25 protein-coding genes are annotated in these 26,170 nt (G+C 61.0%); 7 read left to right on the plus strand and 18 right to left on the minus strand.

Features of this window, described 5'->3' with window-relative positions:
* Positions 1-257: 257 nt before the first annotated feature.
* The 10 genes from NKH54_RS11310 to NKH54_RS11355 all read right to left on the minus strand — a co-directional run bounded on the left by NKH54_RS11310 (position 258) and on the right by NKH54_RS11355 (position 8,044).
* Positions 258-1,127: an SDR family oxidoreductase gene (locus NKH54_RS11310; RefSeq protein ID WP_352652807.1), complete on the minus strand. Its 870-nt coding sequence runs from the start codon at positions 1,125-1,127 to the stop codon at positions 258-260.
* A 1-nt stretch (position 1,128) separates the two neighbouring features.
* Positions 1,129-1,293, minus strand: coding sequence for a hypothetical protein (locus tag NKH54_RS11315; RefSeq protein WP_023710084.1), 165 nt, complete (start codon positions 1,291-1,293; stop codon positions 1,129-1,131).
* A 23-nt stretch (positions 1,294-1,316) separates the two neighbouring features.
* Complete coding sequence (locus NKH54_RS11320) at positions 1,317-3,083, minus strand: thiamine pyrophosphate-dependent enzyme (RefSeq protein ID WP_353028224.1); 1,767 nt, start codon at positions 3,081-3,083, stop codon at positions 1,317-1,319.
* A gap of 9 nt (positions 3,084-3,092) precedes the next feature.
* On the minus strand, positions 3,093-3,236 hold the full coding sequence (locus tag NKH54_RS11325; protein WP_353028225.1) for a hypothetical protein: 144 nt from the start codon (positions 3,234-3,236) through the stop codon (positions 3,093-3,095).
* Positions 3,237-3,368: 132 nt separating this feature from the next.
* Entirely contained in the window at positions 3,369-3,515 is a 147-nt protein-coding gene (locus NKH54_RS11330) for a hypothetical protein (protein WP_353028226.1), read from the minus strand.
* Between the two features lie 213 nt (positions 3,516-3,728).
* Positions 3,729-3,974, minus strand: coding sequence for a hypothetical protein (locus NKH54_RS11335; RefSeq protein ID WP_353028227.1), 246 nt, complete (start codon positions 3,972-3,974; stop codon positions 3,729-3,731).
* Positions 3,975-3,987: 13 nt separating this feature from the next.
* Positions 3,988-4,203, minus strand: coding sequence for a hypothetical protein (locus NKH54_RS11340; RefSeq protein ID WP_023667757.1), 216 nt, complete (start codon positions 4,201-4,203; stop codon positions 3,988-3,990).
* Positions 4,204-4,383: 180 nt separating this feature from the next.
* The gene (locus tag NKH54_RS11345) at positions 4,384-5,511 is read right to left on the minus strand and encodes an NAD(P)/FAD-dependent oxidoreductase (protein WP_353028228.1); all 1,128 of its coding nucleotides are present in this window, start codon (positions 5,509-5,511) and stop codon (positions 4,384-4,386) included.
* Between the two features lie 54 nt (positions 5,512-5,565).
* A complete protein-coding gene (locus NKH54_RS11350; protein WP_353028229.1) occupies positions 5,566-7,107 on the minus strand; it encodes an amino acid ABC transporter permease/ATP-binding protein in 1,542 nt (513 codons plus the stop codon).
* A gap of 94 nt (positions 7,108-7,201) precedes the next feature.
* Complete coding sequence (locus NKH54_RS11355; RefSeq protein ID WP_023732310.1) at positions 7,202-8,044, minus strand: ABC transporter substrate-binding protein; 843 nt, start codon at positions 8,042-8,044, stop codon at positions 7,202-7,204.
* Between the two features lie 213 nt (positions 8,045-8,257).
* Between NKH54_RS11355 and NKH54_RS11360 the strand changes: the two genes are divergently transcribed.
* Positions 8,258-9,352 carry a LacI family DNA-binding transcriptional regulator gene (locus NKH54_RS11360; RefSeq protein WP_353028230.1) on the plus strand — a complete coding sequence of 365 codons (1,095 nt, stop codon included), beginning with the start codon at positions 8,258-8,260 and terminating at the stop codon, positions 9,350-9,352.
* Positions 9,353-9,529: 177 nt separating this feature from the next.
* Here the strand turns inward: NKH54_RS11360 and NKH54_RS11365 are convergent, their stop codons facing one another.
* From NKH54_RS11365 to NKH54_RS11400, 8 genes are all read right to left on the minus strand, one after another.
* Positions 9,530-10,948, minus strand: a complete 1,419-nt coding sequence (locus NKH54_RS11365; RefSeq protein WP_353028231.1) for an NAD(P)/FAD-dependent oxidoreductase — start codon at positions 10,946-10,948, stop codon at positions 9,530-9,532.
* Positions 10,945-11,808, minus strand: a complete 864-nt coding sequence (locus tag NKH54_RS11370) for a PfkB family carbohydrate kinase (RefSeq protein ID WP_353028232.1) — start codon at positions 11,806-11,808, stop codon at positions 10,945-10,947. Before NKH54_RS11370 ends, NKH54_RS11365 begins: the two co-directional genes overlap by 4 nt.
* Positions 11,805-12,659, minus strand: coding sequence for a sugar phosphate isomerase/epimerase family protein (locus NKH54_RS11375; RefSeq protein WP_353028233.1), 855 nt, complete (start codon positions 12,657-12,659; stop codon positions 11,805-11,807). The genes NKH54_RS11370 and NKH54_RS11375 overlap by 4 nt, the downstream gene beginning before the upstream one ends.
* Positions 12,660-12,680: 21 nt before the next feature.
* Positions 12,681-13,541 (minus strand): carbohydrate ABC transporter permease, encoded by an 861-nt coding sequence (locus tag NKH54_RS11380; protein ID WP_023667749.1) that lies wholly within the window; start codon positions 13,539-13,541, stop codon positions 12,681-12,683.
* Entirely contained in the window at positions 13,538-14,497 is a 960-nt protein-coding gene (locus NKH54_RS11385; RefSeq protein ID WP_353028234.1) for a carbohydrate ABC transporter permease, read from the minus strand. The genes NKH54_RS11380 and NKH54_RS11385 overlap by 4 nt, the downstream gene beginning before the upstream one ends.
* 11 nt (positions 14,498-14,508) lie before the next feature.
* Positions 14,509-15,831 (minus strand): ABC transporter substrate-binding protein, encoded by a 1,323-nt coding sequence (locus NKH54_RS11390; RefSeq protein WP_023686870.1) that lies wholly within the window; start codon positions 15,829-15,831, stop codon positions 14,509-14,511.
* 28 nt (positions 15,832-15,859) lie between these two features.
* The gene (locus tag NKH54_RS11395) at positions 15,860-16,873 is read right to left on the minus strand and encodes an SIS domain-containing protein (RefSeq protein WP_023686869.1); all 1,014 of its coding nucleotides are present in this window, start codon (positions 16,871-16,873) and stop codon (positions 15,860-15,862) included.
* Between the two features lie 173 nt (positions 16,874-17,046).
* Positions 17,047-18,069: a LacI family DNA-binding transcriptional regulator gene (locus NKH54_RS11400; RefSeq protein ID WP_031251278.1), complete on the minus strand. Its 1,023-nt coding sequence runs from the start codon at positions 18,067-18,069 to the stop codon at positions 17,047-17,049.
* Positions 18,070-19,081: 1,012 nt separating this feature from the next.
* On the opposite strand from NKH54_RS11400, the gene NKH54_RS11405 reads away from it, so the two are divergent.
* The 6 genes from NKH54_RS11405 to NKH54_RS11430 all read left to right on the plus strand — a co-directional run bounded on the left by NKH54_RS11405 (position 19,082) and on the right by NKH54_RS11430 (position 25,984).
* Positions 19,082-20,161 carry a substrate-binding domain-containing protein gene (locus tag NKH54_RS11405; protein ID WP_023692318.1) on the plus strand — a complete coding sequence of 360 codons (1,080 nt, stop codon included), beginning with the start codon at positions 19,082-19,084 and terminating at the stop codon, positions 20,159-20,161.
* Positions 20,162-20,526: 365 nt separating this feature from the next.
* Entirely contained in the window at positions 20,527-21,519 is a 993-nt protein-coding gene (locus NKH54_RS11410) for a substrate-binding domain-containing protein (protein ID WP_031209051.1), read from the plus strand.
* An 80-nt stretch (positions 21,520-21,599) separates the two neighbouring features.
* Entirely contained in the window at positions 21,600-23,114 is a 1,515-nt protein-coding gene (locus NKH54_RS11415; protein ID WP_050593934.1) for a sugar ABC transporter ATP-binding protein, read from the plus strand.
* Positions 23,107-24,114: an ABC transporter permease gene (locus tag NKH54_RS11420; RefSeq protein WP_023726211.1), complete on the plus strand. Its 1,008-nt coding sequence runs from the start codon at positions 23,107-23,109 to the stop codon at positions 24,112-24,114. Before NKH54_RS11415 ends, NKH54_RS11420 begins: the two co-directional genes overlap by 8 nt.
* Positions 24,111-25,136: an ABC transporter permease gene (locus NKH54_RS11425; protein WP_353028235.1), complete on the plus strand. Its 1,026-nt coding sequence runs from the start codon at positions 24,111-24,113 to the stop codon at positions 25,134-25,136. The genes NKH54_RS11420 and NKH54_RS11425 overlap by 4 nt, the downstream gene beginning before the upstream one ends.
* Positions 25,133-25,984 (plus strand): sugar phosphate isomerase/epimerase family protein, encoded by an 852-nt coding sequence (locus NKH54_RS11430; RefSeq protein WP_353028236.1) that lies wholly within the window; start codon positions 25,133-25,135, stop codon positions 25,982-25,984. Before NKH54_RS11425 ends, NKH54_RS11430 begins: the two co-directional genes overlap by 4 nt.
* The last annotated feature ends 186 nt before the right edge of the window (positions 25,985-26,170 follow it).

The raw sequence follows: 26,170 nt of genomic DNA on the forward strand, positions 1-26,170 counted from the left end.
GGCATGGCTGCAATGCGCCTATCGGGGACATTCACCCAGCGTTTGCCCCTCCCCGAAAGCTGACGCTCCGGTTGACCCGGAATGAAGTCAGCTTCCCGTCTACCAACCTCCGGTTCAGGGTCTGGTGGGAGGCTTCGGCATCCGCCTCGACCAGTTTGCGGACGTGGCGGTTGTCCGCGATCCTGATCGGCATGAGCCTCGCCACATGTCGGTGTGCTACGGGGAGTGGGCGCCGTGGAGCTGGCAGGTACGCTCGCTCAAAGCATCGGCCGTCCGCCGGTGACCTCGTAGAGTGCGCCGGTGGTGTAGCTCGATCCTTCCGAGGCAAGCAGCACATAGGTCGCTGCAAGCTCTGCCGGTTGCCCGGGACGCTTGAGCGGCGTGTTCTTGCCGAACTCCTTGACCTTCTCAGAGGGCATCGTCGACGGGATCAGCGGCGTCCAAATCGGCCCGGGAGCGACCGCGTTTACCCGAATGCCGCGTTCAGCTACCAGTCCTGCAAGTCCGGCGGTGAAGTTGGCGATCGCTCCTTTGGTAGTGGCGTAGGCAAGAAGTGCCGGCGATGGACTGGTCGCGTTGATCGAGGATGTGTTGATGATGGTTGAGCCGGCTTCCATGTGCTTCACTGCTTCCTGGGACAGATAGAACATCGCATAGACATTGGTGCGAAAGGTGAGATCCCATTCCTCCGCGCTGATGTCCTCAAGCTTCTCGAACGACGCCTGGTGGGCTGCATTGTTGACGAGGATGTCCAGGCGCCCGCATTCATCGATAGCTCGCTGCACAAGCGACCGCGCGAAGATTTCGTCCGAGATGTCGCCGCGTGCGAGCACCGCCTTGCGCCCCGCTTCCTCGACCAAGCGCGCCGTCTCCTGCGCATCTTCGTCCTCTTCAAGGTAGGAGATGATGACGTCGGCGCCTTCGCGTGCAAATGCGATAGCCACCGCCCGGCCGATGCCCGAGTCCGCGCCGGTGATCAGCGCGACGCGGTCCGTCAGCTTACCGCTGCCGCGATAGCTCTCCTCCCCGTGGTCGGGCCGTGGATCCATCTCGTCGGTGTAGCCGGGCATGTCCTGCTGCTGTTCGGGAAGCGGCGGCTGAGGATATTTCTGCTGGGCATCCTGCATGTCAGGTCCTTTTTTGGTTGGAGTTGCGGTTGTGTCGATCCGGTTCCGTGATCGGTCCCTTGGCGGCTTTCGAGCCACCGCCCCATTCCTCGGCCTTGCACGCTTGGTCGCCGCCCATGAGGTCCGGCGAACCGCGATTTGCGGTGCCGCTGTCGGTCTTGTTCAACTCGTGCTCCTTCTTGCGTGTGGTCAGTCTTTCTCGCCGGCGGTAATCATCGACCTAAGCGGCTCTTGCGCCACATTCGCCTCGATTTCCGCGCGTCCGGGGGTATCCGGTAGCGCATTGCGGAAATTTCTCGCATAATCCGGTGGCATCTTCGGTGGCATCATCGGTTCGTACGGGTCGACCACGGCCTCGATGACCACCGGACCCTCAGCAGCCAGGGCAGCGTCGAGAACACCTTCCACCTCCTCGGCGCGAGAGACGCTGTAGCCGATGCCGCCCATGGCTTCGGCGGCCATGGCGAAGTCGATGGGCTGGAGTTCGCAGGCGAATTGCGGGTTACCGAGGAACATCATCTGCTCCCAGGCGATCTGATTGAGCATGCCGTTCTTGAGCACGAGCACCTTGAGTGGGACCCGGTACCGAACTGCCGTCGAGAACTCGCCGAGTTGCATCGCGAGACCGCCGTCGCCGACGACCGCGAAGACCGGCCGGCCGGGAAAGGCCAGGCCCGCGGCGATCGCATAGGGCAGTCCGCATGCCATCGAGGCCAGCGCGCCCGAGACGCCGAAGGCCTGCCCGTCACGCAGCTCGATATGGCGGGCCGCCATCTCGGTGTTCTGGCCGGAATCGGCAACCAGGATCGCATCATCGGGCAATCGTTTCCCAAATGCGCGTGTAACCACCTGGGGCTTGAGCGAAGTGGCGGCCTTTTGCTCCGACTGCGCCATCATCTCGCGCCAGCGTCGCATGCCCGCCTGCGCCTTCTCGAGGAAGCTGCGATCATCCTTGCGCTTCAGGCGCCTGTTCAGCAATCGCAGCGTCACGGCGGCATCGCCGGCAAGGCCGGCCTCAACGGGATAGCGCAGGCCGATGCGCTGCGGGTCGCGCTCGATCTGCACCCCGCGCGCCTGTCCCGGCTTCGGGTAGTATTCGATGTAGGGAAAGGTCGAGCCGACGACGAGCAGCGCGTCACATTCCTCCATGATTTCCTGCGACGGCAGCGTGCCGAGAATTCCGATGCCGCCAGTCGTCAGCGGGTGATCGTCGGGCAAGGCAGCCTTACCGAGCAAGGCCTTTGCGACGGGGGCACCAAGCAGCTCCGCCGTCTCTTCCAACTCGTGCCTGGCACCAAGCGCGCCCCGACCGGCGAGGATCGCGACCTTCGTCGCCCCGTTCAGGATCTCGGCGGCTTTCGCAAGTTGTTCTTCGTCGGGAAGCCTGCTTCCTTCGAACCAACGATCCGGCGTATGCGACGGTCTGTTGCGCTTCGAGCGCTTGGCCTGGTCGAGCGTGTGCTCCTGCACATCGCTGGCGATCGACAGATGCGCAACACCGCGACTTGCCAGCGCCGACCTGCAGGCGAGACCGGCCAGGCTTTCCATATGCGCCGCGTCGGAGACCTGCGCGTTGAAGACGGCGACATCGCTGAAGACGCGCGTCAAGTCGACATCCTGCTGGGTGAAGGTCTCGATTAGGTCGTGGAACTGCATGCCGGTAATGGCGAGCACCGGCGCTTGGTCGAGCTTGGCATCGTAGAGGCCCGTCAGGAGGTGTGTGCCGCCAGGGCCGGAAGTTGCGAGGCAGACACCGAGCTTGCCTGTCCATTTTGAGTAGGCGCACGCCATGAACGCCGCGGATTCCTCGTGTCGCACCTGAATGAAGCGGATACGGTCCTGCCGCCTGCGCAGCGCCTCCATGATGCCATTGATGCCGTCGCCCGGCAGGCCAAAGATGATATCGACGTTCCAGTCGATCAGCGTCTCGATGAGGATGTCCGCGGCGGTCGGCATGTCTCAGTCCTACCGCGATGCGGATCCCGCCGCCTGGCTGCTCTTGTTCGCGGTCTTGTCAGTCTTACGCTGGTCTTTGTCGCCGCCGCGATTGCCGCCATGCAAGTCGTCGGAACATTGAGCGGTCTTGCCGTCTTCCAAATTAGTGGCCATGCGCAAAGCTCCCTTCATCCGGCCTGCCTAACCAGAAAGTCGGTGAGATGTTCCGTGCCCGAAGGCAAGGCCGCCTATTCAGGTGCCGAAGGCAAAGGTCTCAGTACCACCCGATGAGGCGCTGTTCGGCAGTCAGCGGCTGAACAGGCGAGGTGCGATCGAACAGACGAAGGCATCGAACTGCTGCGAGGCCGAGGATTGCATGTAGTGGCCGAGGCTGTCTGATCGCCAAAAGCTCTCGCGGCAGAGCTGGCCGATGTTCAGGTCGCGTCTTCGCAAGTCCCTATAGCCAGAGCGCAACGCCGCCCGGACCGTCCCCATAGGCGAACTCCTCGCACCCCTCGTCGACGATTTCTCGCGCGGGATTCGCCTCAGTGGCGAAAGGACTCGTTCGTCGCGCACACCGCGGCGGGCGATGTGCGCCTCGACCATGCGGTGCCTGGCGTGCCGGTAGTCTGGCATGGCTCCTCGATAGCCTTAAAGACGACAGGCTTAGTCGTCCTGCCTGCGCTTGCGGTGCTCGCTCTCCTGGTTTTCGCCGCGGATCATCTGGCGATTGTCCTTGTCGGTCAATTCCACGCCCTCGTCGCGCAGATTGGCGCCGTCTTGCCGCGCCTCGCGCTCCTGCTTGGTTCTCTTCAGCTCATCCTCGGCATTGAAATCGTCGCCGGCTTTGCTGGTGTTCTCGCGCTTTTCGATGATGCGCAGCTGCTGCTCGTGGGTCTTCCGGCCGGCCATGGCAAGGCGCCTCCTACTTGTTCGTGCGTCCGGTCTGGTCAGGGTTGATGCCGCCCTGAGGCGTGACGTCGTTCTCGACATCGCCTTCGAACGTATTGTCCCCATCGAGAGCATCGTTCTCGTCGAGCATATCGCCGCCCTTGACCGCGCCCTTCGAGGTGCCGATTCCCGGGTTGTCTCGCAGATCCTTGTCCGTGGGCTGTTTAGTCTTGGGGTGTTGGTTGGTCATGGAATTTCTCAGCGCTGGTTGAGCTTGGACGAAAGACGGTCCTGGCGCTGTCCAACTTCAACGTGGAGAAAATGTTCCGGTGTCAGGTTCGGTGCGCGTAAGCGGCCAGGCGGCCGCCGTCTCGGCTAGCGAAACTCCAGGCATGCCACATTACATCCCATTCCGAGGCGAATTGGCGGGCTAAAGTGAAAATCGAGACGGTCGAAAGCTTGCAAGGAGTGGGTGCTCTGTTCCGGTGGCGATCTCGGTTGCAAGCAGTTCGCCGGCAATCAAGCCAAGTGTTGCGCCGCTGTGGCTGAAGGCGACGTAATACCCCTCGATCTCCCGCAACTGGCCGAAGACCGGCTCGCCGTCTCCGGGGATCGGCTTGGGCCCGACACCGTAGCTCTCCAATTCCAATTTCGGATGACCGTCGAGAACATTCGACGCTTCGTCGAGAAGCCCCTGGATGGTTGATGCTTTTATGCGATAAGTGCCGTCCGGATTGACTACCACCTCTTCTTCCGACCAGGCAGAATCGAGCGCGAGGGCGCCATCAGGCGTCGGCCGGATGGCGACGCGCGGCGTGTTGAGCACGGCGCGTAGAGGCAAGTCGACTGGCTTGGTCCTGACCAGCAGCGCGATCGGTGTCCCATCGGCAATACGCTGACCGGCCACGGCGACCATTCGCGGCACATCCGCACCGGTCGCCAGAAGCACCGCGTTGGCGGCGAAGCTGATCCCGCTGGTGGTGGTGACGCCGGTGGCGCGGCCGTTGGCGACGGTGACGGTAGCGCTTCCGGCCTCGGTGACCACCTGGCCGCCCCGCTCCACGAATTCCGCGATCAATATTTCGATCAGCGACGGCAGGTCGACCCAGCCCTCGCCCGCGTTGAAGATCGCGCCTTGAGGCGTGACAGCGCTTGCGCAGACACCCGGCGTGACCAACCTTATGGCGTCCGCGGACAGATGCTGCGCATCATAGCCGAGACGTTTTTCGTGAGCGAAGACATCGGCGATCTCGTTTGAGGCATCGTCCGCATCCCACGTCAGGCCACCGTCGAAACGCAGCCAGGCGGCATCCGGGCATCGCGCCGACAAACTGCGGTAGCGGTCGATACCGATCATGCGCAGGCGATGATATTCAGCCGAGCGCCTGCGCGCCGAATTGATCCAGGCGAGCGAGCGGCCGGAAGCTCCCTTGGCGAGCGGTCCATCATTGACCAGCACGGTCTCGATGCCGAGCCTTGCAAGATGAACGGCCGAGGAGACGCCAAAAATGCCGCCGCCGACAACAACGACCTTGGAAACCTGATGTGATGCAGCCATGAGATATCTTTCACTGGTGGAGGTTGGTTTGGGTCTTGAAGGGCTCATGCGTGATCAAAGCACTTCGGCAAGGAAGTGCTTCAGACGCGGGCTTTTCGGCGTGTCGAAAATCGCGGCAGGCGTGCCGGCCTCGATGATGCGGCCTTCATCCATGAAGACGACCTGATCGGCGACCTTGCGGGCGAAGCCCATTTCATGCGTCACCACGACCATTGTCATGCCGCGCCGGCCGAGATCCGCCATGAGGTTGAGCACACCCTTCACCAGTTCTGGATCGAGTGCGCTCGTTACCTCATCGAACAAGATGACCTCCGGGTCCATCGCCAATGCACGAGCGATTGCCACACGCTGCTGCTGGCCACCGGAAAGGCTCCCTGGACGATGGTGTTTGCGGGTCGCAAGCCCGACGTCGGCAAGGCGCGCCTCGGCGATGCGCTCAGCTTCCTGTACAGGGAGCCCCTTTACCTTGGTCAGCGACAGCATGACGTTTTCGAGCGCGGTGTGGTCGGGAAACAGATTGAACTGCTGGAAAACCATGCCGACACGCCGGCGCAGTTTTTCAGGCTTCATCGCCAGGATGCTCGCACCATCGAGCAACACCTCACCGCCCTTGGGCTCGACCAGGCGGTTGAGGCAGCGCAGCAGGGTCGACTTGCCCGAACCTGATGGGCCGATCACGCATGTGACCGTGCCAGGCTTGACTGCCAGGCTGACGCCTTTGAGAACATCGAGGTCGCCATAGGCCATGTCGAGATCGGTAATGGCGAGACTGCCGCCCTTGAAGCGGGGCAGCGCTGAGCGGGCATCAGAGCCGGCCTCCGAAAGTGCACTGCCGGTGGCGCCCTCCAGTTCGCTCACTTCGGCCAGGCCGCTGATGACGAGGCTGGCCTTTTGCTTTCCGACCCGCAGCGAGTTGTCGATGTAGTTGACCACATGGGTCAACGGCACGGTGATGACGAGATAGAACACGCCGGCCAGAAGCAATGGCGAGAGGTTTCCGGTGACCACTGCCTGGTCCTGACCGACACGGAAGATCTCGCGCTCCGAGGCGAGCAGACCGAGGAAGTAGACAAGGCTTGAATCCTTGACGTTGCCGATGAACTGGTTAACGAGGGCCGGCAAGACGCGGCGGATGCCTTGCGGGATCACGATCAGGCGCATGCCTTGGCCGTAGCTCATGCTGAGCGCCCTGCAGGCCTCCATCTGCCCGCGCTCGACGCTCTGGATGCCCGAGCGGAAGATTTCGCCGATATAGGCGCCGGCGATCAGGCTCAGCGCAAGAATGCCGAGCGGAAAGGGCGAAGGGCCGAAGATTTCACGGCCGATGCGGGCAAAGCCCTGGCCTATCAGCAGGATGGTGACGATCGCCGGCAGCCCACGGAATATATCCGTGTAGACCCGCGCCGGAATGCGCAGCCAGCGCGATTGCGAGATGCCCATGACCGCCAGGATCATGCCGAGGATGACACCCAGCACCGTCGACGCGGCGGCGAGGATCAACGTGTTCTTCAATCCGATGGTGATCATGCTGGGCAGCACGTCCGCCATGGCCTGCCAGTCGAGGAAACTGCGCCGCAGGTTTTCGAGCCAGTTCATTCGCCCCCCTTTCGGTTGCGCTATTCACATCGTCCGCATCAAGGACGGCGGCGTAATCCGGCCGCCGGCATGAGAGCCAGCGGCCGGGTACGGTCTACTTCTTGGGAAGATACTGGTCGGGCATCGGCGAGCCGGGGAACCACTTTTCATAAAGCGTCTTCCAGGTGCCGTCCTGCATGGCCGCGTGAAGGGCGGTGTTCAGCGCATTGCGGAGCTTGTCGTTGCCCTTGCGAAGGACAAAGCCGGCCGGCGCGTCAAAGGAAGGAATATTGACCGCGATCTTCAGGTTCGGGTAGCGAAGGCCATAGTCCTTGGCGGCCTCGTAATCGAGGAAGTGGGCATCCACGGTTCCGTTGTTAAGCGCCGAAACGGCGGAGTTGTTGTCGGGGAATTTGACGAGATCGGTTCCGACAAAATTCTTCGCCGCGTAGATTTCCTGGAGCGTGCCTTGTACGACGCCGAGACGTTTGCCCTTGAGCCCGTCCGCCGCCGTGATCGCCTTGTCGGCGGTAAGCACGGAGAGATAGCCTGCGATATACCCGTCGGAAAAGTCGACGGTCTTCTTGCGTGCTTCCGTCGTGCCGATTGCCGCGACCGCGACATCGAAACGCTCGTTTGCAACCGAAGGCATCAGCGCCGAGAATTCCTGGCCGGTGAAGATCACCTGGTCGGGCTTGAAGCCAAGGCGGCTCGCGACGTTGCGGAACAATTCGATGTCGAAGCCGGTGAACGACCCATCGGCCTGGGTGAAAGCGTAGGGTTTGGCATCGCCCATGGTTCCGACGCTAATGACCTTCGCATCAATGAGGCCATAGGGATTGTCATCCGCGGCGGCCGCTCCTGAAACCAGCCCGGCGCCGAGGCACATCGCCATAAGAGCCATTGCGCCGGTTCTGACCGGGCACATCAACGACTTGAGAATTTCTTTGCTGCTCATGTCTTTCTCCACTCTGAAGGTCTGTTCTTCTTGGTATTTCCGTCGAGCCGCCATCTGGCGCGCCGACATGCCCTTGCCGAAATCACGGTCCGTCACGCCTCTCGGCTCCACTCCTTCTAAAGAGACCGGTCTCATATTGTGTGAGACCGGTCTCTTTGTTAATCGTTATCGCCACGTTGACCTCCCGTCAACAACTCTTGTAGTCGTCATCCGATGAAAAGAACCGACCCCAAGACCCCGTCGATAACGGTCAGCGACGTCGCCCGTGCGGCCAATGTTTCGAAAGCGACAGCCGCGCGCGTGCTCGGCGGATACGGCGTCGTCAGCGACATGATCCGCGCGGAAGTCATGGCCGCGGCCAAGGCTTTGGACTACCGTGCGAACGAGCTCGCCCGCAGCATGACGACCGGCCGCTCCGGCATCATCGGCGTGGTTGTCGGCGACATCGAGAACCCGTTCTTCAGCCTCGCGGTACGCGGCATCAGCGACGCGGCAAAGGCAGCCGGGTTCAACGTCATCCTGGCCAATTCCGGCGAGAAGATCGAGGCGGAAAAGGCGGCCGTGAAACTGCTCATCGGCAAGCGCGTCGACGGGCTGATCGTCACGCCGTCGGAATCGCGCGACATCGCGCACCTGCGCGATATCCACCGCTCGGGCCGACCGCTTGCCCTGCTGGATAGGGCGCTGGCAGATCTGGATGTCGATACGGTCACGACCGACGATCGCGGCATCGCCATGCTGGCGACCCGCTTTCTAGCGGATGCCGGCCACCGCAACATTGCCTATGTGACCGCGGTCGACGCCGAAGGGCACGAGTACCGCGATCTCGGGCAGATCTACACCTCGTCGGTCCGTGAGCGCATCGACGGTTTCCTCACCGTGTGCCGAGAGGCCGGACTTGATCGGCCAGAACGCTTTGTTCGCCTTGGCGCGACAAGCCCCACCGAAACGCGCAGGGTTGCCGGCGAGATGCTGTCGGCGCCGGATCGGCCGACGGCGATCCTCGCCTCCGACAGCGTCATTGCGCTGGAGATCTTCAAGGTGACCCGCGAGCGCGGCCTGCGGGTTCCCGACGACATTTCGCTCATCACTTTCCATGATGCGGACTGGACGAGCGTCACCACGCCGCCCATCACCGTTATCGACCAGCCCGTCTACGCGCTTGGCAAGAGCGTCGCGGAATTGCTCATCCGGCGATTGAAGGGAGATTCCCGCCCGGCGGAAAGGCTCGTTTTGCCGACCGCCATCATTGCGCGCGGATCCGTTGGCCCGCCTTCGGATGGAAAGCCGCAAGTGCGCCAAGCATAGGCCTGGCGGCGGTACGGCCCACATGAATACGTTAGAACAAGGTCGACGCACTCCGCTTTAAGAATGTACGTCGATCAACCCAGCAAACACCCTGATCGCAATGCCGCGTCCACCGTCATCGGGACGGCACGTGCCGGCTCATGGTTTGAAGAGCATGACGATGAGCCAGATGCCCGGCTACTTCTTGCGCCTGCCTGGCTTCAGCGCCGCCAGAAGATTGGTGATCCTGCCGGCCTTGCGGTTGTGCATCTCGGCCTCGTTCTTGCGGCGCACCGCGGCGCCGACAAGCCTGGCGCCGAGGTAACGCAGCGGTTCAGGTGGGAGCGACATGCGCCGCTCGATGCCGACCAGACCGCTTTCGCTCCAGCGATCCTTTCGCTCGAGCACCAGGCTCGCCAGAATGCGTCCGGCGATCGGCGTCTGCGCGATGCCGGTGCCGTTGAATCCCATGCCGTAGAAGATGTTGGGATGATCGCGCAGGTGGTCGAAGACAGGAACGTGTTCAGGCACGCAGTCGATCGGCCCCGACCAGTCATATTCGATCGCCACACCACGCAGCGACGGGTAGACCCGATGCAGCTCTCGCATATTGTCGCGGCCGTGCTCCGGACTGCGGTTGAAGCTGGCGCCGAAGTTTCCACTGAAGGCGACGTTGCCGCTGCCACGGCCGAAGACCACCCTGCCCCGCATGGTGCGCTGGTAGTAGAGCACCTGGGCCTGTGAATCGCAGATCGAGGCGCCGTCGCGCCAGCCAATGCTGTCGAGCAGTTCGGGGACGGCGGCAGTGGCAATCACCTCGCTGCCGACCACATAAAGATGCCGCCGCAGTTCCGGCAGCGCGGAAAGCCAGGCGTTGGCGGCAAGCACGATTTTGTCAGCCCGTACCGCGCCATGCGCCGTGCGCACCGTGCATGTCATGCCGGGTTCGATGGCGAGGACCGGGCTGCGCTCGTGGATGATGACGCCGCGTGCCAGTGCCAACTTGCGCAATCCGATGGCAAGTTTGGCGGGATGGACCGTGCCGGCAGTGGTCTCGACGACGCCGACATAGGAGGCCGATGAACCGGTGCGGCGTTGAATGTCCTCGGCTGTCAGCGGGCTGAAACGGTTTTCTCCAACAGCCGCCGTCAAGGCCACGGCGGTCTCCCAAGCGCCTTCCTGCGCAATGGAGCTTGCTGTCCACAACCATCCGTCCAGCCTCAGGTCCATGTCTATGGTGCCGTTTTGCTGCAGCGTCTTCAGCTCCGCGATCGATGCCACCGTGTCGGCGCACAGCAGGCGCGCTTCCTCGAGACCGACGACCGCACTGATCTGGTCGATTTCGGCGAACCATGAATGGACCTGACCGCCGTTGCGCCCCGAGGCCCCCGATCCGCACAGATCGGCTTCAAGGATGACCACCCGCGTTTGCGGCGCCAGTTCAAGGATCCGCAGCGCCGTCCACAGACCGGTATAGCCGCCACCGACGATCACCACGTCGGCGCGCTCGTCGCCTCGCAATGGCTCGCTCGCAGGGGCGGCGGCAATGTCCTGCAGCCAAAACGACCGGTCAGATGGAAGCGCGACCGCAGGCTGCCGCAAACGAAGTGTACTCACGCTTGGGCTCCCTGCGCATCGACAATGAAGCTGGCATATTTGGCTGGCAGCCAATCGGGTATCGGACGCGGTCTCTGGGGAAACCCGCCTAGATGGGTGCAGGTCTGCGCCGCCGCGATCGACGCCCTGTGCAATGCCTCCAGGGCGCCGAGGCCGCCGAAATGGAAGCCGGCGAGGAAAGTGGCAATGAAACTGTCGCCGGCGCCACACGTATCCACGACATCGACAAGCGTCGCCGGCGCATGCACGACATTCGTGCCATCGTCGAAGTAGGAGCCGCGTCGACCACAGGTCAAAACTACCTGCCTTGCGCCGGCCGCCCTGAGCGCGCCCAGCGATGGCTCGATGGGAACATCGACATCGTCCGGTCCGGACGCAAACAAAAGCGGGACACCGTCGAGCGGCAGCGCCATATGGGCGGTCGATAGATCGATGCTGAACGGCACATGGTCCGCCACCAATCGTTGAACAAGGTGCTTGTTGGCGTTGGTGCCGAGATGCACCCAGTCGGCCGCGGCGATGACCGCATAATGCGCGGGCGCCGGCATGTAGTTTTCGCCCACACCGAAGGATTCGTGCAGGAACTTCCGGTCGCCGGATTCATCGCGCAGCAAGGTGACGGCCGTATCGCCGCGACGCCGTTCGACGTCGTCCGGGGATAGGCCGGCACCTTGCAGTTCGGCAAGCACCACGTCGCCTTCGGGATCGTTCCCGACGGCGCCGAAATAGCGCGCGGACCAGCCGTTGCGCCGCCATTGCGCCGCGACATTCAAGGCGTTGCCGCCCACCGTCATCAAGTTGTTGGTCAAATAGGCATCAAGGCAATTGTCCCCGACCGCGATAAGCTTCTTCGACGTCATGCCGGCACCGTTGCGCAATTGAGGTATGGCGCGATGGCGCTAAGGCAGCGTGTCCAGGCTTTTACCGGATCGAGCGCGTAGGAGCCGTTGCCGAACGGCTCGAAGGTGAACTTTCCGGCATAGCCCAGGCGCGCGAGTTCGCTGACGTAGTGGCCGAGCGGCAGCGTGCCCTCCCCCCACACCAGATGCCCGCCTGGTGTGCCGTCGACCAGATGGACATGCGCCAGACGCGAGCCGAACAGGTCGACATAGCCGGCCACGGTGTCGCCGGCCGTGGCCATGGCGACAGTGTCGAGCACGATATCGATATTGCCGGCGCCCACCTCATCCAGCATTTGGCGCAGGCCTGCCGCATCATTGACGAGGTTGCTCTCGAACCGCTGCAACGGCTCGAGCAGGCAGCGCACCCCGTTTGCGGCGGCGCGCCGGGCGATCTCGCCGATCGAACCGACCGCGCGGTCCCATGCCGGTTGCCGGGGTTCGCTCTCGTAGCCCCGGCCGGGCGTCAGGAAGAGATAGCGGGCGCCAAGCGCCGCGCAGATGTCGGCTGCACGGCAAAACCGCTCGATGCTGTCCTGGCGCAGTGCGGCGTCGCCGGAGGCAATGTTGATTGGATACAACACCTGCTCAGGCGTAAAGCACCAGGCCGACAGCTCGTTGTCGGCGAGTACCCGGCGAACGGATTCGACACGTGCGTCCGTGGCGTGGAACAGGTCCAGATGCTGGGCAATCCCCCACAGCTCGATCTCGCGCAGGCCAAAGCCTCGGATCGTCCTGGCGACCTCATCGAAGGGGAAGTGCTGGAAGCTGAAATTGGCTCCGATCAGCTGATGAGCAGCGAGCTGCGGCATGAAGGCTCCTTTCGGGAATTGTTATTTGCCGATGCCTTCGGCCAAGCCACGGATGAAGTAGCGTTGCGCGGCAAAGAACACGATCACGATAGGCAGCGCCGAGATCGTCATGGCCGCGAACACCACGGCATAGTTGGTCCCGTGGGTTGCCATGATCGACGTCAGTCCGACCGGCAGCGTCTGCACATCCGAGCCGCTCGTGAAGATCATGGCGAAGAGATATTCGTTCCAGGCGAACAGGACGTGCAGGATGACGCAGGAAATGATGATCGGCCGGCACAGCGGCAAGGTGATGCGCCAGAAGATCTGACCCTCGCTGGCGCCATCCATCGTCGCCGCCTCGTCGATGTCTTCAGGCAGATCCAGCATGTAGGCGCGGATGAGGAAGGTGGTGAACGGCACACGGAACGCCGTGTAGAGAATGATCAGTGCCCAGTAGGTGTTGTAGAGACCGAGCGCCTGCAACATCTTCACCAGTGGAATGATCGCCACGGTGGGGCTCAGCATCAAGCCGCCCAGAACGATGGCAACAACCAGCGGCTTTGCCGGCATCTTGGTGCGGGTCAGGCCGAAGGCCGTCCAGGCGCTGATCAGCACGGTGCATATAGCCGAAGCGACGGTCACCAGCACCGAGACTGTCACGTAGCCACGCACGCCCTGGTTCCACGCTTGCAGGTAATTGTTCCACGACCAACGGGTGGGCAGGGCGAAGGGATCGCCGAAGATCTGTGCATTGTCCTTGAAGCCGCTCAGCGCCATCCAGATCAGCGGATAGATGACGACGACACCGAGGCAGACCAGGAACGAATAGAGCAATGTCCTGGCTATGACCGACCACACATTGACGTGCCGGCTGCGACCGGCTGCGACCATCGCACTCATAGCTGCACCCGGCGGCGCTTGGTGTACCAGAGCTGTGCCGCGCCTGTGAGCATGGTCAACATGAAGATGACGGCGGCGATCGCCGCGCCATAGCCGAAATTGTCCTCGATGAAGGCCTTCTGGTAGAGCCACGTGCCCAGCACCTGGCTGCTGTTGTTGGGCCCGCCTGCGGTCATCACCATAACCTCGTTGAACACCTGGAACGCGCCCGTGATGGTGACGATGATCATCAACCCCGTCATTTCCCGGGTGAGCGGAAAGGTGATGCTCCACAGGCGGCGAAGCGGACCCGCGCCGTCGATCGTTGCGGCATCGTAGAGGTCGCGCGGGACCTTCTGGATGGCAATGGCGAACAGCAGCGTCGAATAGCCAAAACCCTGCCATTGGCTCATGGCGATGATGGCATAGATGGCGGTGTGCTCATTGCCGAGCCAAGGCATGACGAGCTGGCTCAGTCCAACACGGCTGAGCGCGGCATCCAGCAAGCCGATCTGCGGCTGGTAGATGAAATAAAACAGCAGGCCGGTCACCGTGATCGAGATTGCCGACGGCACGAAATAGACGGCGCGCCACAGCCGGCGCCAGCTTTCGCTTTTCAGGTCCTCGATAATGGCCGCCAGCAGGAACGCGCCGAAGACCTGGAAGATGACGGAGATGAGAGCGTAGAGGCAGTTTTTCCACAGCGCCAGCAGCACGACCGGGTCATGCAGCAGCCGGTCGTAGTTGGCGAGGCCGACATTGGTGACCTCGCCGGTGTAGATGTCCTGGTCGGTGGTGCTGACGATGAAATTGTCGACGATCGGATAATAGACGAACCAGCCGATGAGGATGAGCGCGATCGCCGCCCATCGCAACGACAACAGGTTGGCGAAGCAGGCCCGCCGGCTCTTTGGCCGTTGCGGCCTGGCGACGCCGATGTCGGCGCCGCTGTCCACTGTGTCCGAGGCCCTTGCCATGCTCGCCTGCTTTATTTGGCCGCGGATGCGGCTTTGCGCACCTCGTCCATCACTTGCTCGGGCGTCATCGAGCCGCCCGCCAGCGCCTGCAGGCTGGACAGCCAGACGGCGGCGACGCGCGGTGGGTTGGCCGTATCCAGCCAGGGCATGAGGTATGAGGCGGCGTTGATATCCTTGAGGCCATCGACCACAGCCGCGCTCATGTTCGATTCCGAGGCGCCGCCGATGGTGGCGCTCGGCTGGCCATAGGGTGGCGCAGACAAGACCTGCGCATTTTCCTTCGAGGTCACGAACTTCATGAAATCGATCGCCAGCGGGATGTTCTTCGATGCCGCATTGATCATGTAGCCCTCCGGCGCGCCCTCGATCGACTTGGCGTCACCCTTGGCGCCGGCGGGCACCGGCAGCCGGAAGAATCCGAAATCGGCGGGCTTTAACGCCGACTCCGGCGTGGCGGCCTGATCGAACTCGATGATTTCCTGGTAGTACATGGCCGACTGGGCGTTGGTGAAGGCCTGGAGAGCCGAGGCATAGGATGTGCCGTTGACGCCGGCGCCATCGGTGCAGCGCTCGACAAGCTGGCTGAACTGCTTGAGTGCTGCGACATAGCCTGGATCGCTGTATTGGGCGGTGGCCGGATCGAAGTCGCGTTCCAGCGTTGCCTGCGGCACGTTGTAGGCGAGCAGCTGGCCTGCAAAGTGGATCGCCGGCCAAGCCTCCTTGTTGCCGAAGGAGATCGGTGTCACGCCGGATTTGCGGATGGCATCGCAGCTGGTCAGCAAGTCCTCGAAAGTGGCGGGTGCCTTGAGGCTGAGCTTGGCGAAGATCTGCTTGTTGTAGCCCATGAACTTGGCATCCTGGTAAAGCGGAATGCCATAGAACTTGCCGTTGTACTGGAACGCCTTGACGGCGGCTGGAGACAGCGACTTGCCCCACTCGGTATCGGCAGCAATGACGGGCGTGAGATCAACGGCGCGATTGCCGCGCACGAAATTGCCACCCCAACTGCCTGTCCAGGAGAAATAGATATCGGGCAGCGAGTTGGAAGCGACCAGCGTCTTGGTCTTGCCCTTCACGCTGTCGTCGCTCTCCTGGATAAGTTCGACCTTCACATCCGGATGGAGCTTCTCATAGGCCTGTGCCAGGTTGACGAAATAGGGCGACAGCTGTTGCAGCCCGAACTTGGTCAGGACCGAAAGCGTGCCGGTGTATTCCACCTTGGCGTTTGGGTCGGCCGTGACAGCCGGCGAAGCGGCGGAACTGCCGCTTATCGACAACCCCAATGATGATACCGCGGCCACCGTGACCGCCACGACTTGCAGCGAACGTTTCATGGATAGCTCCTTCAGAGGTAAGAGGGGATCAATATTCCACGCGTTTGTAGTAGCGACGGGTGGTCAGCGGGTGGTTGCGCAGCACCTCGAGATGGGCGCTCAGCCGCTCGAGCAAGGTGGCGAGCAGAACCGGCGAGATCATGCCGCGGACCTTTGCGGAGATGCCCGGCAACTTGACCGAGGCCGCGTCCAGCGTGCGAACGCGGTCCGTGTAGCGCCTGGCGAAGTTCTCGACCCGGTCGGCCAGGGGCCGAAGGGCATCTTCGCCCTTGAACACGAAAACGCTGACGCCCGGCTCGACCAACTCGAGCGTACCGTGGAAGAAGTCGGCGGCGTGCACCGGGCGGGTGCGAATCCACTGCATCTCTTCGAGGATGCACATGCCGTAATAGTGTGCCTCCGGCCACACCGAGCCGGCGCCGGTGAAGATGTGATAGGTATCGTCCTTGATTGTCTGGGCCAGTTCGGCCGCCCTGTCCTCAAAGGCAGCCTTGGCGTCGGCAAGCAGATCCGGCAGCAGTTTGAGTTCGGCGACAGTGCCATCAAAATCATCATATTCGCCGCGCTCTTCCAGCAGGGCCAGGACGATCAGCAGCGTCTGCAGGTAGAAGGATTCCGACGAGGTGTCGTCTTCGGCGAAGTTCGTGAAATTGTGGTCAGCCTCCCGTGCGATTGGCGTATCCGAATGGCCGGTGAGCGAAATCGTGCGCACACCGCGTTTTTTCAGAAAGGCCATGAGCTCGACGCCTTCCTTGGTCGTGCCCGACAAGGACGGGATGACCACCACGGCCTTGCTGTCGAGACCGGCGGGCGGATCGATCACGACCTGCGCCGGATAGGCACCGCTCACCGGGAAGGTGGAACAGCGCTGCGCCAACTCGATCGCGGGCAAGGTTAGAAGCTGCACGCCGCCGGTGCCCATGAAAAACAGCCGCTCGACGCCATCTGCCAGCAGTGTGCGCATGAGTGAGCGAACCTCACCTGCGACGGCGACGGCCCCGCTTTGGATCTTCACGAAGCGGTCCCTATCGAAGTTCAGCATGACGTTTTCCTTGTATTTCGCATGTTACAGGCCTCTAGCCCGCCTTAGGCGTCGGTGGGCCGTCTAGCTCGTTTTCCCAATGTGAGATCGATCTCACAAGCAATAATGGGCACGCAATTTCGCCAATGGCAAGTCCTTTAGACGAAATTCTCCGAAATCGAGGGGTTTGCTCTTTAGCGCACAGCGCGCCGGGCAACCGATCCGCGTACGATCAAGCGGGTCTGAAATCGGGTACGGCGCGGTGCAACCTTTTTGCCGGCAAGCCGCTCCAGCAGGTATCTGGCGGCGAGCGGTCCGATCTCGGAGATGGGTTGCGCCACGACCGTTATCTGCGGATCGGTGAACGTGGCGAGGTTGAAGTCATCGAAGCCAACCACCGACACATCATGCGGAATCGAGAGCCCCATTGAACGCAGGCCAAGAAGCGCGCCTTGCGTCATGAGGCTGTCCACCGTGAACAGTGCGGTCGGGCGATTGCGCCGGCTGAACAGGCGGATCGTGGCTTCGATGGCGTGCTCGACGGTCGAGCGCGATACGCCGATGAGCGCTTCATCGATTGCGATCCCATGCGAGTGGAGCGAGTTTTGGTAGCCAGCCAAGCGTTCCTGTGCCGTAAAGATGCGTGACTCGTCGCGCAAAAGACCGATCCGGTGGTGACCGTTGCCAACCAGATAGTCCACTGCCTCGCGTGCCCCGCCCTCGTTGTCGACGACGACGCTGTCGCATTGCAGGTCCTTTACCACGCGGTCGATGAGCACGATCGGTGCGCCTTCGCGGGCCAGTTGCACAATATGCTGGCTGTCGGTTGCAGACGTTGGGGCAAGGATGAAGCCGCGAATGCTGAGCGAGCGAAGGCTCTCAAGCAGTTCTTTCTCCTGTTCTACATTCTCCTCGCTGCTGGCAATCAGAAGATTGTGGCGGTGCTTGCGCAGTTCCACCTCTATGTCGTGCGCGATTCGGGCGAAGAACGGATTCTGGATATCGCCGGGCACGAAGCCTATGATCGGCAATTGTCCGCTGCGCAGCGCCTGCGCGACGAGGTTGGCCCGATAGCCCAGCCTTTCGGCTGCCTCAAGCACGCGGAGCGCCGTCTCGTCGCCAACGTAACCATAGCTGTTGAGCGCCCGCGCGGCCGTGGCGCGCGACACCTTAGCCGCTGCGGCAACGTCCTTTAGTGTGATTCCTTTCTGGGTCACAGGTAACCGTCCTTCTTGGATCTGAACATTGCCTCAGATCATCCTCGGCTCGTCTTGCCGGCATCGTTGTGCGGCATATCGGACGATTCTCAAACTGCGAACATAGCTTTCGCAACTCCTTGCCACCTAATCGAGATACGTGCGCTGTTTGGCTATCTGGAAATTTGATCCACGAATGCACCTACATGTTGTGCAGTCAGTTCATTGCCTTGCACTGCCAGCATACGGCAATGAGTTCACGCCATGGTCCAGGCGGCCTCCCTGGCATCGATCATAACACCGATGGAGACGACTAGCCTTGCCGCCAAACTCGTCCAGCGATTGGAGGCGAGCTTTCAAAAAGGTCGAGCCAGACGCTCAAGGCCCGCTGCACGGAGAGCCACAGGCTGGGAGACTCTGAGCAAATCGGGAATCTGAGTCGCTTGCTCTGAACCGTCGGCATCATGCTGCTAACCGGTTTTGATCCTCCGGGGCTCCGCATTGGCAATAGCGACGAAAATGCTGTCGAGCAGACCTTGTCGCGGAAGGAACTTGCCAAGCAAGGGCACCTCGGCCAAGTACGCAAACAACGCCCGGAGACGAAGGCGCATCCGGCAGCACCCTTTTGGGGCCAGATAGAGACTCAGAAACCCAAAGCTTTCATCTTCCCGCTATTGAAACGGAGGACTCGATCGTGACGCGTGCGCCCGACCATCGCCAACGGTGGGCTCCAAACTGATCGAAACTTCTCGTCGACCTTTGCAAGGTGATTGATCATCGGGGAGACCAAAGCCGAAACACTGGGGTTGGTGTCTCCAGTGACGCTGAACGAAGCTTCAGGGAAAATCCCAAATCTGCCGATTTCCCTGGCGCTGTCATTGCAACGATCGAGACAATCAGGGAGACCGGACCGGAGGCACGAGAGGCCGCGTCCTTCCGTGGGGTCGCTCCTCCAAACCGTTTGACGCAATTTAGAGATGTTGCCTTGACCCCGCACTAGCGTCTACTGCATCTCCCAGCGGGAGCGTCACCAATGGCGAGAAAGTCTGTCCGACGCAAGTCAACGATTTATGATATCGCGGTGGCGGCAAAGTCGTCCCCGACCGCCGTCAGTCTCGTCCTCAATGGCTCGTGGCAACAGCACCGGATCAAGGCGGAAACCGCAGCGACCATCCTCGATTGGGCTGAGCGGCTTGGCTATGCTGTCAACCTCAAGGCACGAGGATTGCGGCTTTCCCGATCCGGACTCGCTGGAATGATCTTGCCACATTACCGCAATCGCTTCTTCGCCGGATTGGCCGAAGCCTTTGAAGCGGAATCCCGCGTCCACCGCTTGTGCCCGATCGTCGTCAGCACCCATCGCAATCCTGATAACGAGTTGAGTGTGACGGAAACCCTGCTGGCTCAGCAGGTGGAATTTCTCTTCCTTGCAGGCGTTCGTGACCCCGATCCGCTGAATGATCTGTGCCGGGCAGCGGGCGTCCGGTGCATCAACATCGATCTGCCAGGCCGTCGGGCTCCCTCAGTTGTTTCTGACAACTACGGGGGCGCCAAGGCGCTCACAGAGATCATTGTTCAGAAATTGAAAGAACGAGGGGGCTCCACCGAAGATCTCTTCTTCTTTGGCGGGGTCAGCGATGATGACGCAACACGTAGCCGTTTGCTGGGTTTTCACGATGCGCTGGCAGCGCATGGGATTGTTACGGGCCCGGGCACGATTGACTGCTGCGGATACGCACCGACCAACGCTGCTCGGTCTCTCGCTGCACGATACGCTCAGCTTGGGCATCTGCCCTCAGGTATGTTCGTCAACGGCGTGACCGCTCTTGAAGGAACATTGCGGTTCACTTCGACGCTAGCCTCAAGTGAGCTTGGACGGGTTGTTGTCGGAAGCTTCGACTGGGATCCATTCGCGGCGCATTTGCCCTTCGATGTGACCATGGTCCGACAGAATGTCGAGGTGATGATTGCTGAAGGATTTTCGCTTCTGGAGAATTATTCGATAGACCACTTTCCGCTGGTGACCGTACCGACCAGCTTTGGGCGAACCGGAGAGCATGACGGCGCCCAAGAAGATTGGGATTCGGCATCCAAATCGAGCATCGACCACTAGCAATTCTTTGTCACGAGACATCGTTGCAGAAGTTCAACTCCGTTCATCAGCACCTCGGATCTGGGTAGCACCGCCTCGACCCAAGGCTCGCGGGCGATCGCATGTCGTTTCTACGGGTGCAGCCTGAGTGCGAAAGGGCGGATCGTTTACATCAATCGAGAAATGTTTTTAGACGCTGGTGGCGTGACCGCCTTGCTAAATCTATTTAGCACCTTGACCGGCCGGCATTCAAAGTCTTTTATGGCGCGTTCTGGGAGGAATGCGGCGCCGAGTGCGTCAATGCCGTAGGGCCCAAAGGGGTGGGCCAAACAAAGCCGACATGGGCAATAGGCAACTGAAAAACTCGTCAATCAGGGAGGAACTAAATGTTAGCAAAAACTATACTCGCGGCGGCGTTCGGCGCAGCTCTTTCGGTCGCCACAATGGATGCTGCACTGGCGAAGGACATCAAGGTTGGAGTCGTCGTGAAGATCGGCGGTATTCCCTGGTTCAATGCGATGGAAACGGGAATAAAGGAAAAGTCGAAAGAGCTTGGCGACGACGGCTTCATGGTCGGGCCGACCAGCGCCGACCCGGCACTTCAGGTCCGCGCGATCGAAGACCTGATAGCTCAGGGCGTCAGCGTAATTGGGGTCGTGCCGAATGATGCAAACGTTCTCGAGCCAGTTCTAAAAAAGGCGCGCGAAACGGGCATCAAGGTTATAACTCATGAATCGCCGGACCAGGTGAACGCTGATTGGGACTTCGAAATGGTCTCGGCCGTTGGTTTCGGTGAGGCCCATGCTAAGCTATTTGCCGAGAAAATGGGCGGCAAAGGCAAGTACGTGGTGTACGTAGGTTCTCTTACTGTGCCCGCACACAATGCCTGGGCCGATGCTGCAATCGCCTACCTGAAGAAGAACTTTCCCGACATGCAGATGGTTGGCGACAGATATGGCGTCGCCGAGAGCGCCGATGACAGCCGAAAGACGGCTCTGGATGTGCTTGCCGCCAATCCTGACCTCGGCGGCTTCCTGACGTTCGGCAGTCAGGGACCGATCGGCGCCGGACGCGCGATCGAGGAGCAGAAGCTTGGTGACAAGGTGGTTCTTGTCGGTTCATTCTCGCCTAGCCAAGGCAGCGCAATGCTCAAATCCGGCATTATTGACGGCGGCTATATGTGGAATCCTCTGGAAGCGGGCAAAGTATTCGTAACGATGGCTGATTTTCTGGCGGGCGGCGGTGAAATCACCGACGGCATGACGATCGAAGGTCTGGGTGTCGTTCACCCTGACTTCAAAACCGGCACCATCATCGTGGACGCTGTGCAGCCTATCACGGTCGAAACGGTCGATGGTCTTGCAGCCCTAGGGCTTTAGATGGCGGACCATGGCTGGCGTGCCGGGGTGGCAAATCAATCCCGGCACGCCCCATCCTTGTCATTTCAGAAGGGCCCGCCGTGAACCTCGTCGCGTCTACGACGCAGGACCTCCCATCGGTTCTGTCGTTTAGCAACATAAGCGTCACATTTGGTGGCGTTAGAGCCCTCCAGGATGTCGCCTTCGAGGTTCTCCCGGGTGAAGTGCAATGCATCGCCGGTGAGAACGGCAGCGGCAAGAGCACCCTGATCAAGGTAATCACCGGCGTTTGTCAGCCGCTAGCCGGCGCAAACATGTCGATCGCCGGAAAGTCTGTCGACATCATGTCGCCGGCTGCGGCGCGCAGCGCCGGGGTGGAAGTCATCTGGCAGGACCTCGCACTGTTTCCTGAAATGACAGTCGCGGAAAATATCGGGATCAGAACTGTCCTCGGCAACATGCCTCGGCTCGTCGATCATTCGCGCATTCGCGAGGTGGCGCGAGGGCTGTTGGTGCGGCTTGGCGCCGACCTCGATGTCGACGCGCCTCTGCGTAGCTTTGCAATCGCCCAACGTCAGATCGTCGCCATCGCCCGGGCGCTCGCCGGCGATGCGAAGGTTATTTTCATGGACGAGCCCACATCGTCGCTTACTCAATCGGAAACAGACCGGTTGCTCGCGATCGTTCGAACACTCTCGAATGAAGGCATGGCCATCGTCTTCGTCAGCCATCGCCTTGCGGAAGTTCTGGAGATCTCAAGTCGCGTCACCGTTCTGCGCGACGGTAAGGTCGTTGGGGTGTTCCCGACCGCCGGAATGACCCAATCACGCCTCACCGAACTGATGACCGGCAAGACGTTCGACCAAACCGTGAGCACGAGAAACCTTAGTGGATCACCCGTCGTGTTGAAGATCGATCGATTGACCCGCGCAGGCGACTATGACGACGTTTCGCTGACAATACGGCGAGGTGAAACGCTTGGCCTGACCGGGCTACTCGGCGCCGGTCGCACAGAACTCGCGCTTTCTATTTTCGGCATGCTGCGCCCAGACGGCGGCAGCATCGCACTCAACGGGACGGTTCTTCATCTGAACTCCAACCGCGACGCAATCCGCGCGGGTATTGGATATCTCTCCGAAGACCGCTTGTCCCTTGGTCTCATACAAGCTCAGTCCATCGCCGACAACGCCGTTATCCCGGTGCTCGACAAGATCCTTGATCGAGGGCTGATCTCCTCGGAGAAGAAGGACGCGCTCGTCAATCATTGGATCGAGGAATTGGCGATAAAAGTCGGGCGGCAGACCGATGCGATTTCCACGCTCTCGGGCGGCAACCAGCAAAGGGTGGCCATCGCCAAATGGCTGGCGGTCGGCCTGAAACTGATCATTCTTGATTCGCCAACCGTGGGGGTGGACGTTGGCGCGCGGGCCGGCATCTTCGAGATTGTCGCCAAGCTCGCTGCCGAAGGCCTGGCGATTCTGCTGATATCCGATGAAGTGCCGGAGGTCTATTTCAACGCCGATCGTATCCTTCATATGGCTGCGGGCAAGATAGTCGCCGAATACGATCCGCACGCCATCCCGCTCGGTGACCTGGAAGCTGCCGTCTATGCGTAACCGCGGCAAGCTCTTCCGGGCTCATCCCACCGAGACATGGCTCGTTGTGGTTCTTCTCATCATGAGCGCAGGTCTCTCGGTTGCGAGCGACAAATTCTTCACCATTGCCAATCTCTTCAACCTGCTCAACACAAGCTCGACAAATCTGATCTTCGCGGTTGGGCTGCTGGTGGTGTTGATCGCGGGAGGCATCGACATCTCCTTCGCTGTGGCCGCGTCAGTGGTTCAATACGTCGTGGCGCTGGCTCTAGCCCAAATGGGAGGTGGTGATTGGTTCATCGGCCTCACCTTGGCGGCAATTGTCGGGATCACCCTGGGTGCGGTGAACGCCGGCCTCATCTACTATTTCCAGATCATTTCAATCGTTGTCACCATCGCCACCTTCAATATTTTTTTCGGCCTGCTGATGTTCTTCACGCACGGTGTATCGATCTACAATCTGCCTGCATGGTGGACGCATCGCACTGTGCTTTTCGAGTTCAAACAGGCGAATGGCAATTGGGCCGAGCTAACACTGCCGGTTGCGATCATGGCGGTCTGCGTCGCCGCCACCTGGGGGCTTATCCGGTATACCACCACGGGACGGCAGCTATACGCTTTTGGCGACAACCCGGAGGGCGCCCGTCGCCTCGGTATCAACATCGCGGCGATGCACTTCATTGCCTTCGGCTGGCTTGGTTTGATGGCCGGGATCGCGGGACTTGTGCAGGTGCACTATTCCCAGGAAGTCGTGCCCAACGCATTGGTGGGGCGCGAGCTGGACGTGCTGGCAGCGGTAGTCCTTGGCGGTGCCAGACTGGGTGGCGGGCGCGGCACCGTGCTCGGTTGCATCCTTGGCGTGTTTCTTGTGTCGGTGACGCAAAACGGGCTGAACCTCCTCGGCATCTCTCCCTATGCTTTCAAGATGATCGTCGGGGCGATCATCTTGATTGCCATCACGCTGTCCAACGCGCCGCTCGGGCATATCCTCGCGGGCTTGCGGCAGAGGATGGGTACATGACGCAGCGCGTGCTCGAAACTGGAGCGCTACGGCACGAATTCTTGCGCCGTCTTGCCGGCACGTTGGGCGCCGAGAATATCGGACTTTTGCTGGCATTGATTTTGGTGATTGCATTCTTCGGATCTCTCTCGCCGCGATTCCTGTCCAAAGCTACCTTTGAATCGGTGGCCTTCCAGTTGCCTGAACTTGGACTGCTTACGCTCGCGATGTTGATGCCGATCATCTCGGGCGGCATCAATCTCGCCGTGACGTTCACGGCCAATCTCTGTGGCCTCACGCTCGCCTGGGTTCTTCAGGCCAACGGAGGACCGGACGCAAGCATCTATGCCTTTCTACTCGGTTCCGTTCTTGCGGTCGGCGTTGGCACGGCAAGCGGCTTGGTCATGGGCCCGGTGATAGCCTATACCGGCGCGCACCCCATCCTCGTTTCGCTCTCGGTGATGATTTTCCTGCGCGGCCTTGGCGAGTTTCTGACCCGCGGCGCCGATATTTCGGGCTTTCCCGAATTCATCCAGCCCCTGGGTCACGGCAGCATCGTCGGCATTCCTGTCCCGCTGCTGATACTGCTCGGCGCAGTCATCGTCTGGCATGTCTTGATGACCCGAACCAGGCTTGGCTTTTCCAACTATATGGTCGGCTCCAACATCGAGGCGACGCGCTATTCCGGCATCTCGACGCGACGCGTGATCATTCTGATCTACGCGCTGTCTGGCGCCATGTGTGCGTTGGCCGGCATTATCATGATGGCACGATTCAATTCCGTCCGTGTCGGCCATGGCGAGTCCTATGTGCTGATTACGGTGCTTGCCTGCTTCTTGGGCGGGGTGAATCCGTTTGGCGGCTTCGGCCAGGTCGTTTCGGTCTTCCTAGCCCTCATCGTTTTGCAGTTGCTTTCTTCGGGACTGAATCTCTTGGGCGCCAGCCAGCACCTGGCCACAGCCATTTGGGGCATCATGCTGATCGGCGTCATGATCTTGCGGTGGGCTGCCGGGCAGCTCAATTTCATGAGGATAACACGATGAAGGGTTTTGGCGTTCATACGAGCATGTGGACGAGTGGTTGGTCCGTAGAGGGCGCCGAGCACACAGTAGCGGCGGTGAAAAAATACGATCTCGATTTCATTGAAATTTCGCTGGCCGATCCATTTTCTTGCGATGCCGATCACACCCGCAAGCTGCTGGCGGCAAATGGCATGCAGGCGGTGTGCTCGCTAGGGTTGCCCGAATATGCGTGGGCATCGCGCCACCCGCAGGAGGCGATTGACTTTCTCCAGGTGGCTATCGACAAGACGGCCGACATCGGAGCCCAGGCGCTGTGCGGCGTAATCTATGGCGGCATCGGCGAGCGTACTGGCGTGCCACCTACCCAGGACGAACTTGATAACGTTGCGAAAGTGATGACGTCCGCCGCCGCGCAAGCCAAGTCTCGCGGCGTCGAACTCGGTGTCGAAGCCGTGAACCGCTACGAGAACCACATCATCAACACCGCGGCTCAGGCGGTGGCTTTGATCGAACGAGTGGGCGCCGACAATATGTTCGTGCACCTTGATACCTACCACATGAATATCGAGGAAAAGGGCATGGGCAACGGCATTATCACCGCCCGCGATTACCTCAAATATATCCATCTCTCCGAGTCTGATCGCGGCACCCCGGGCGAGGGCAATTGCAATTGGGATGAGACGTTCGCGACGCTGGCCGCGATCGGCTTCAAGGGCGGGCTCGCGATGGAGAGCTTCATCAACATGGATCCGCGTCTGGCGTTTGGCCTCAGCGTGTGGCGTCCGGTGGCCGAGAGTGAAGCGGTTGTGATGGGCAACGGTCTGCCGTTCTTGCGCAACAAGGCACGGCAGTACGGGCTGATCGCATAAGTTACATCACCATGCGAGATCGAAACTCGGCACATCATGAGCCAACTGCATCGACACTGCGGCGACTGCCTTCGAAGCAGGAGCCGCTCGAGAGGCAATATTGCGGCGTTTTAGATCCCGGCCTTCGGCTGCCCCCCGGGCGCAAGCAGCCAACCGGTCGGCGATCGCAACTGCCGCGAACATCTA

Origin of the sequence: Mesorhizobium sp. M1004, assembly GCF_040318795.1 — a bacterium.
GTDB lineage: Bacteria > Pseudomonadota > Alphaproteobacteria > Rhizobiales > Rhizobiaceae > Mesorhizobium.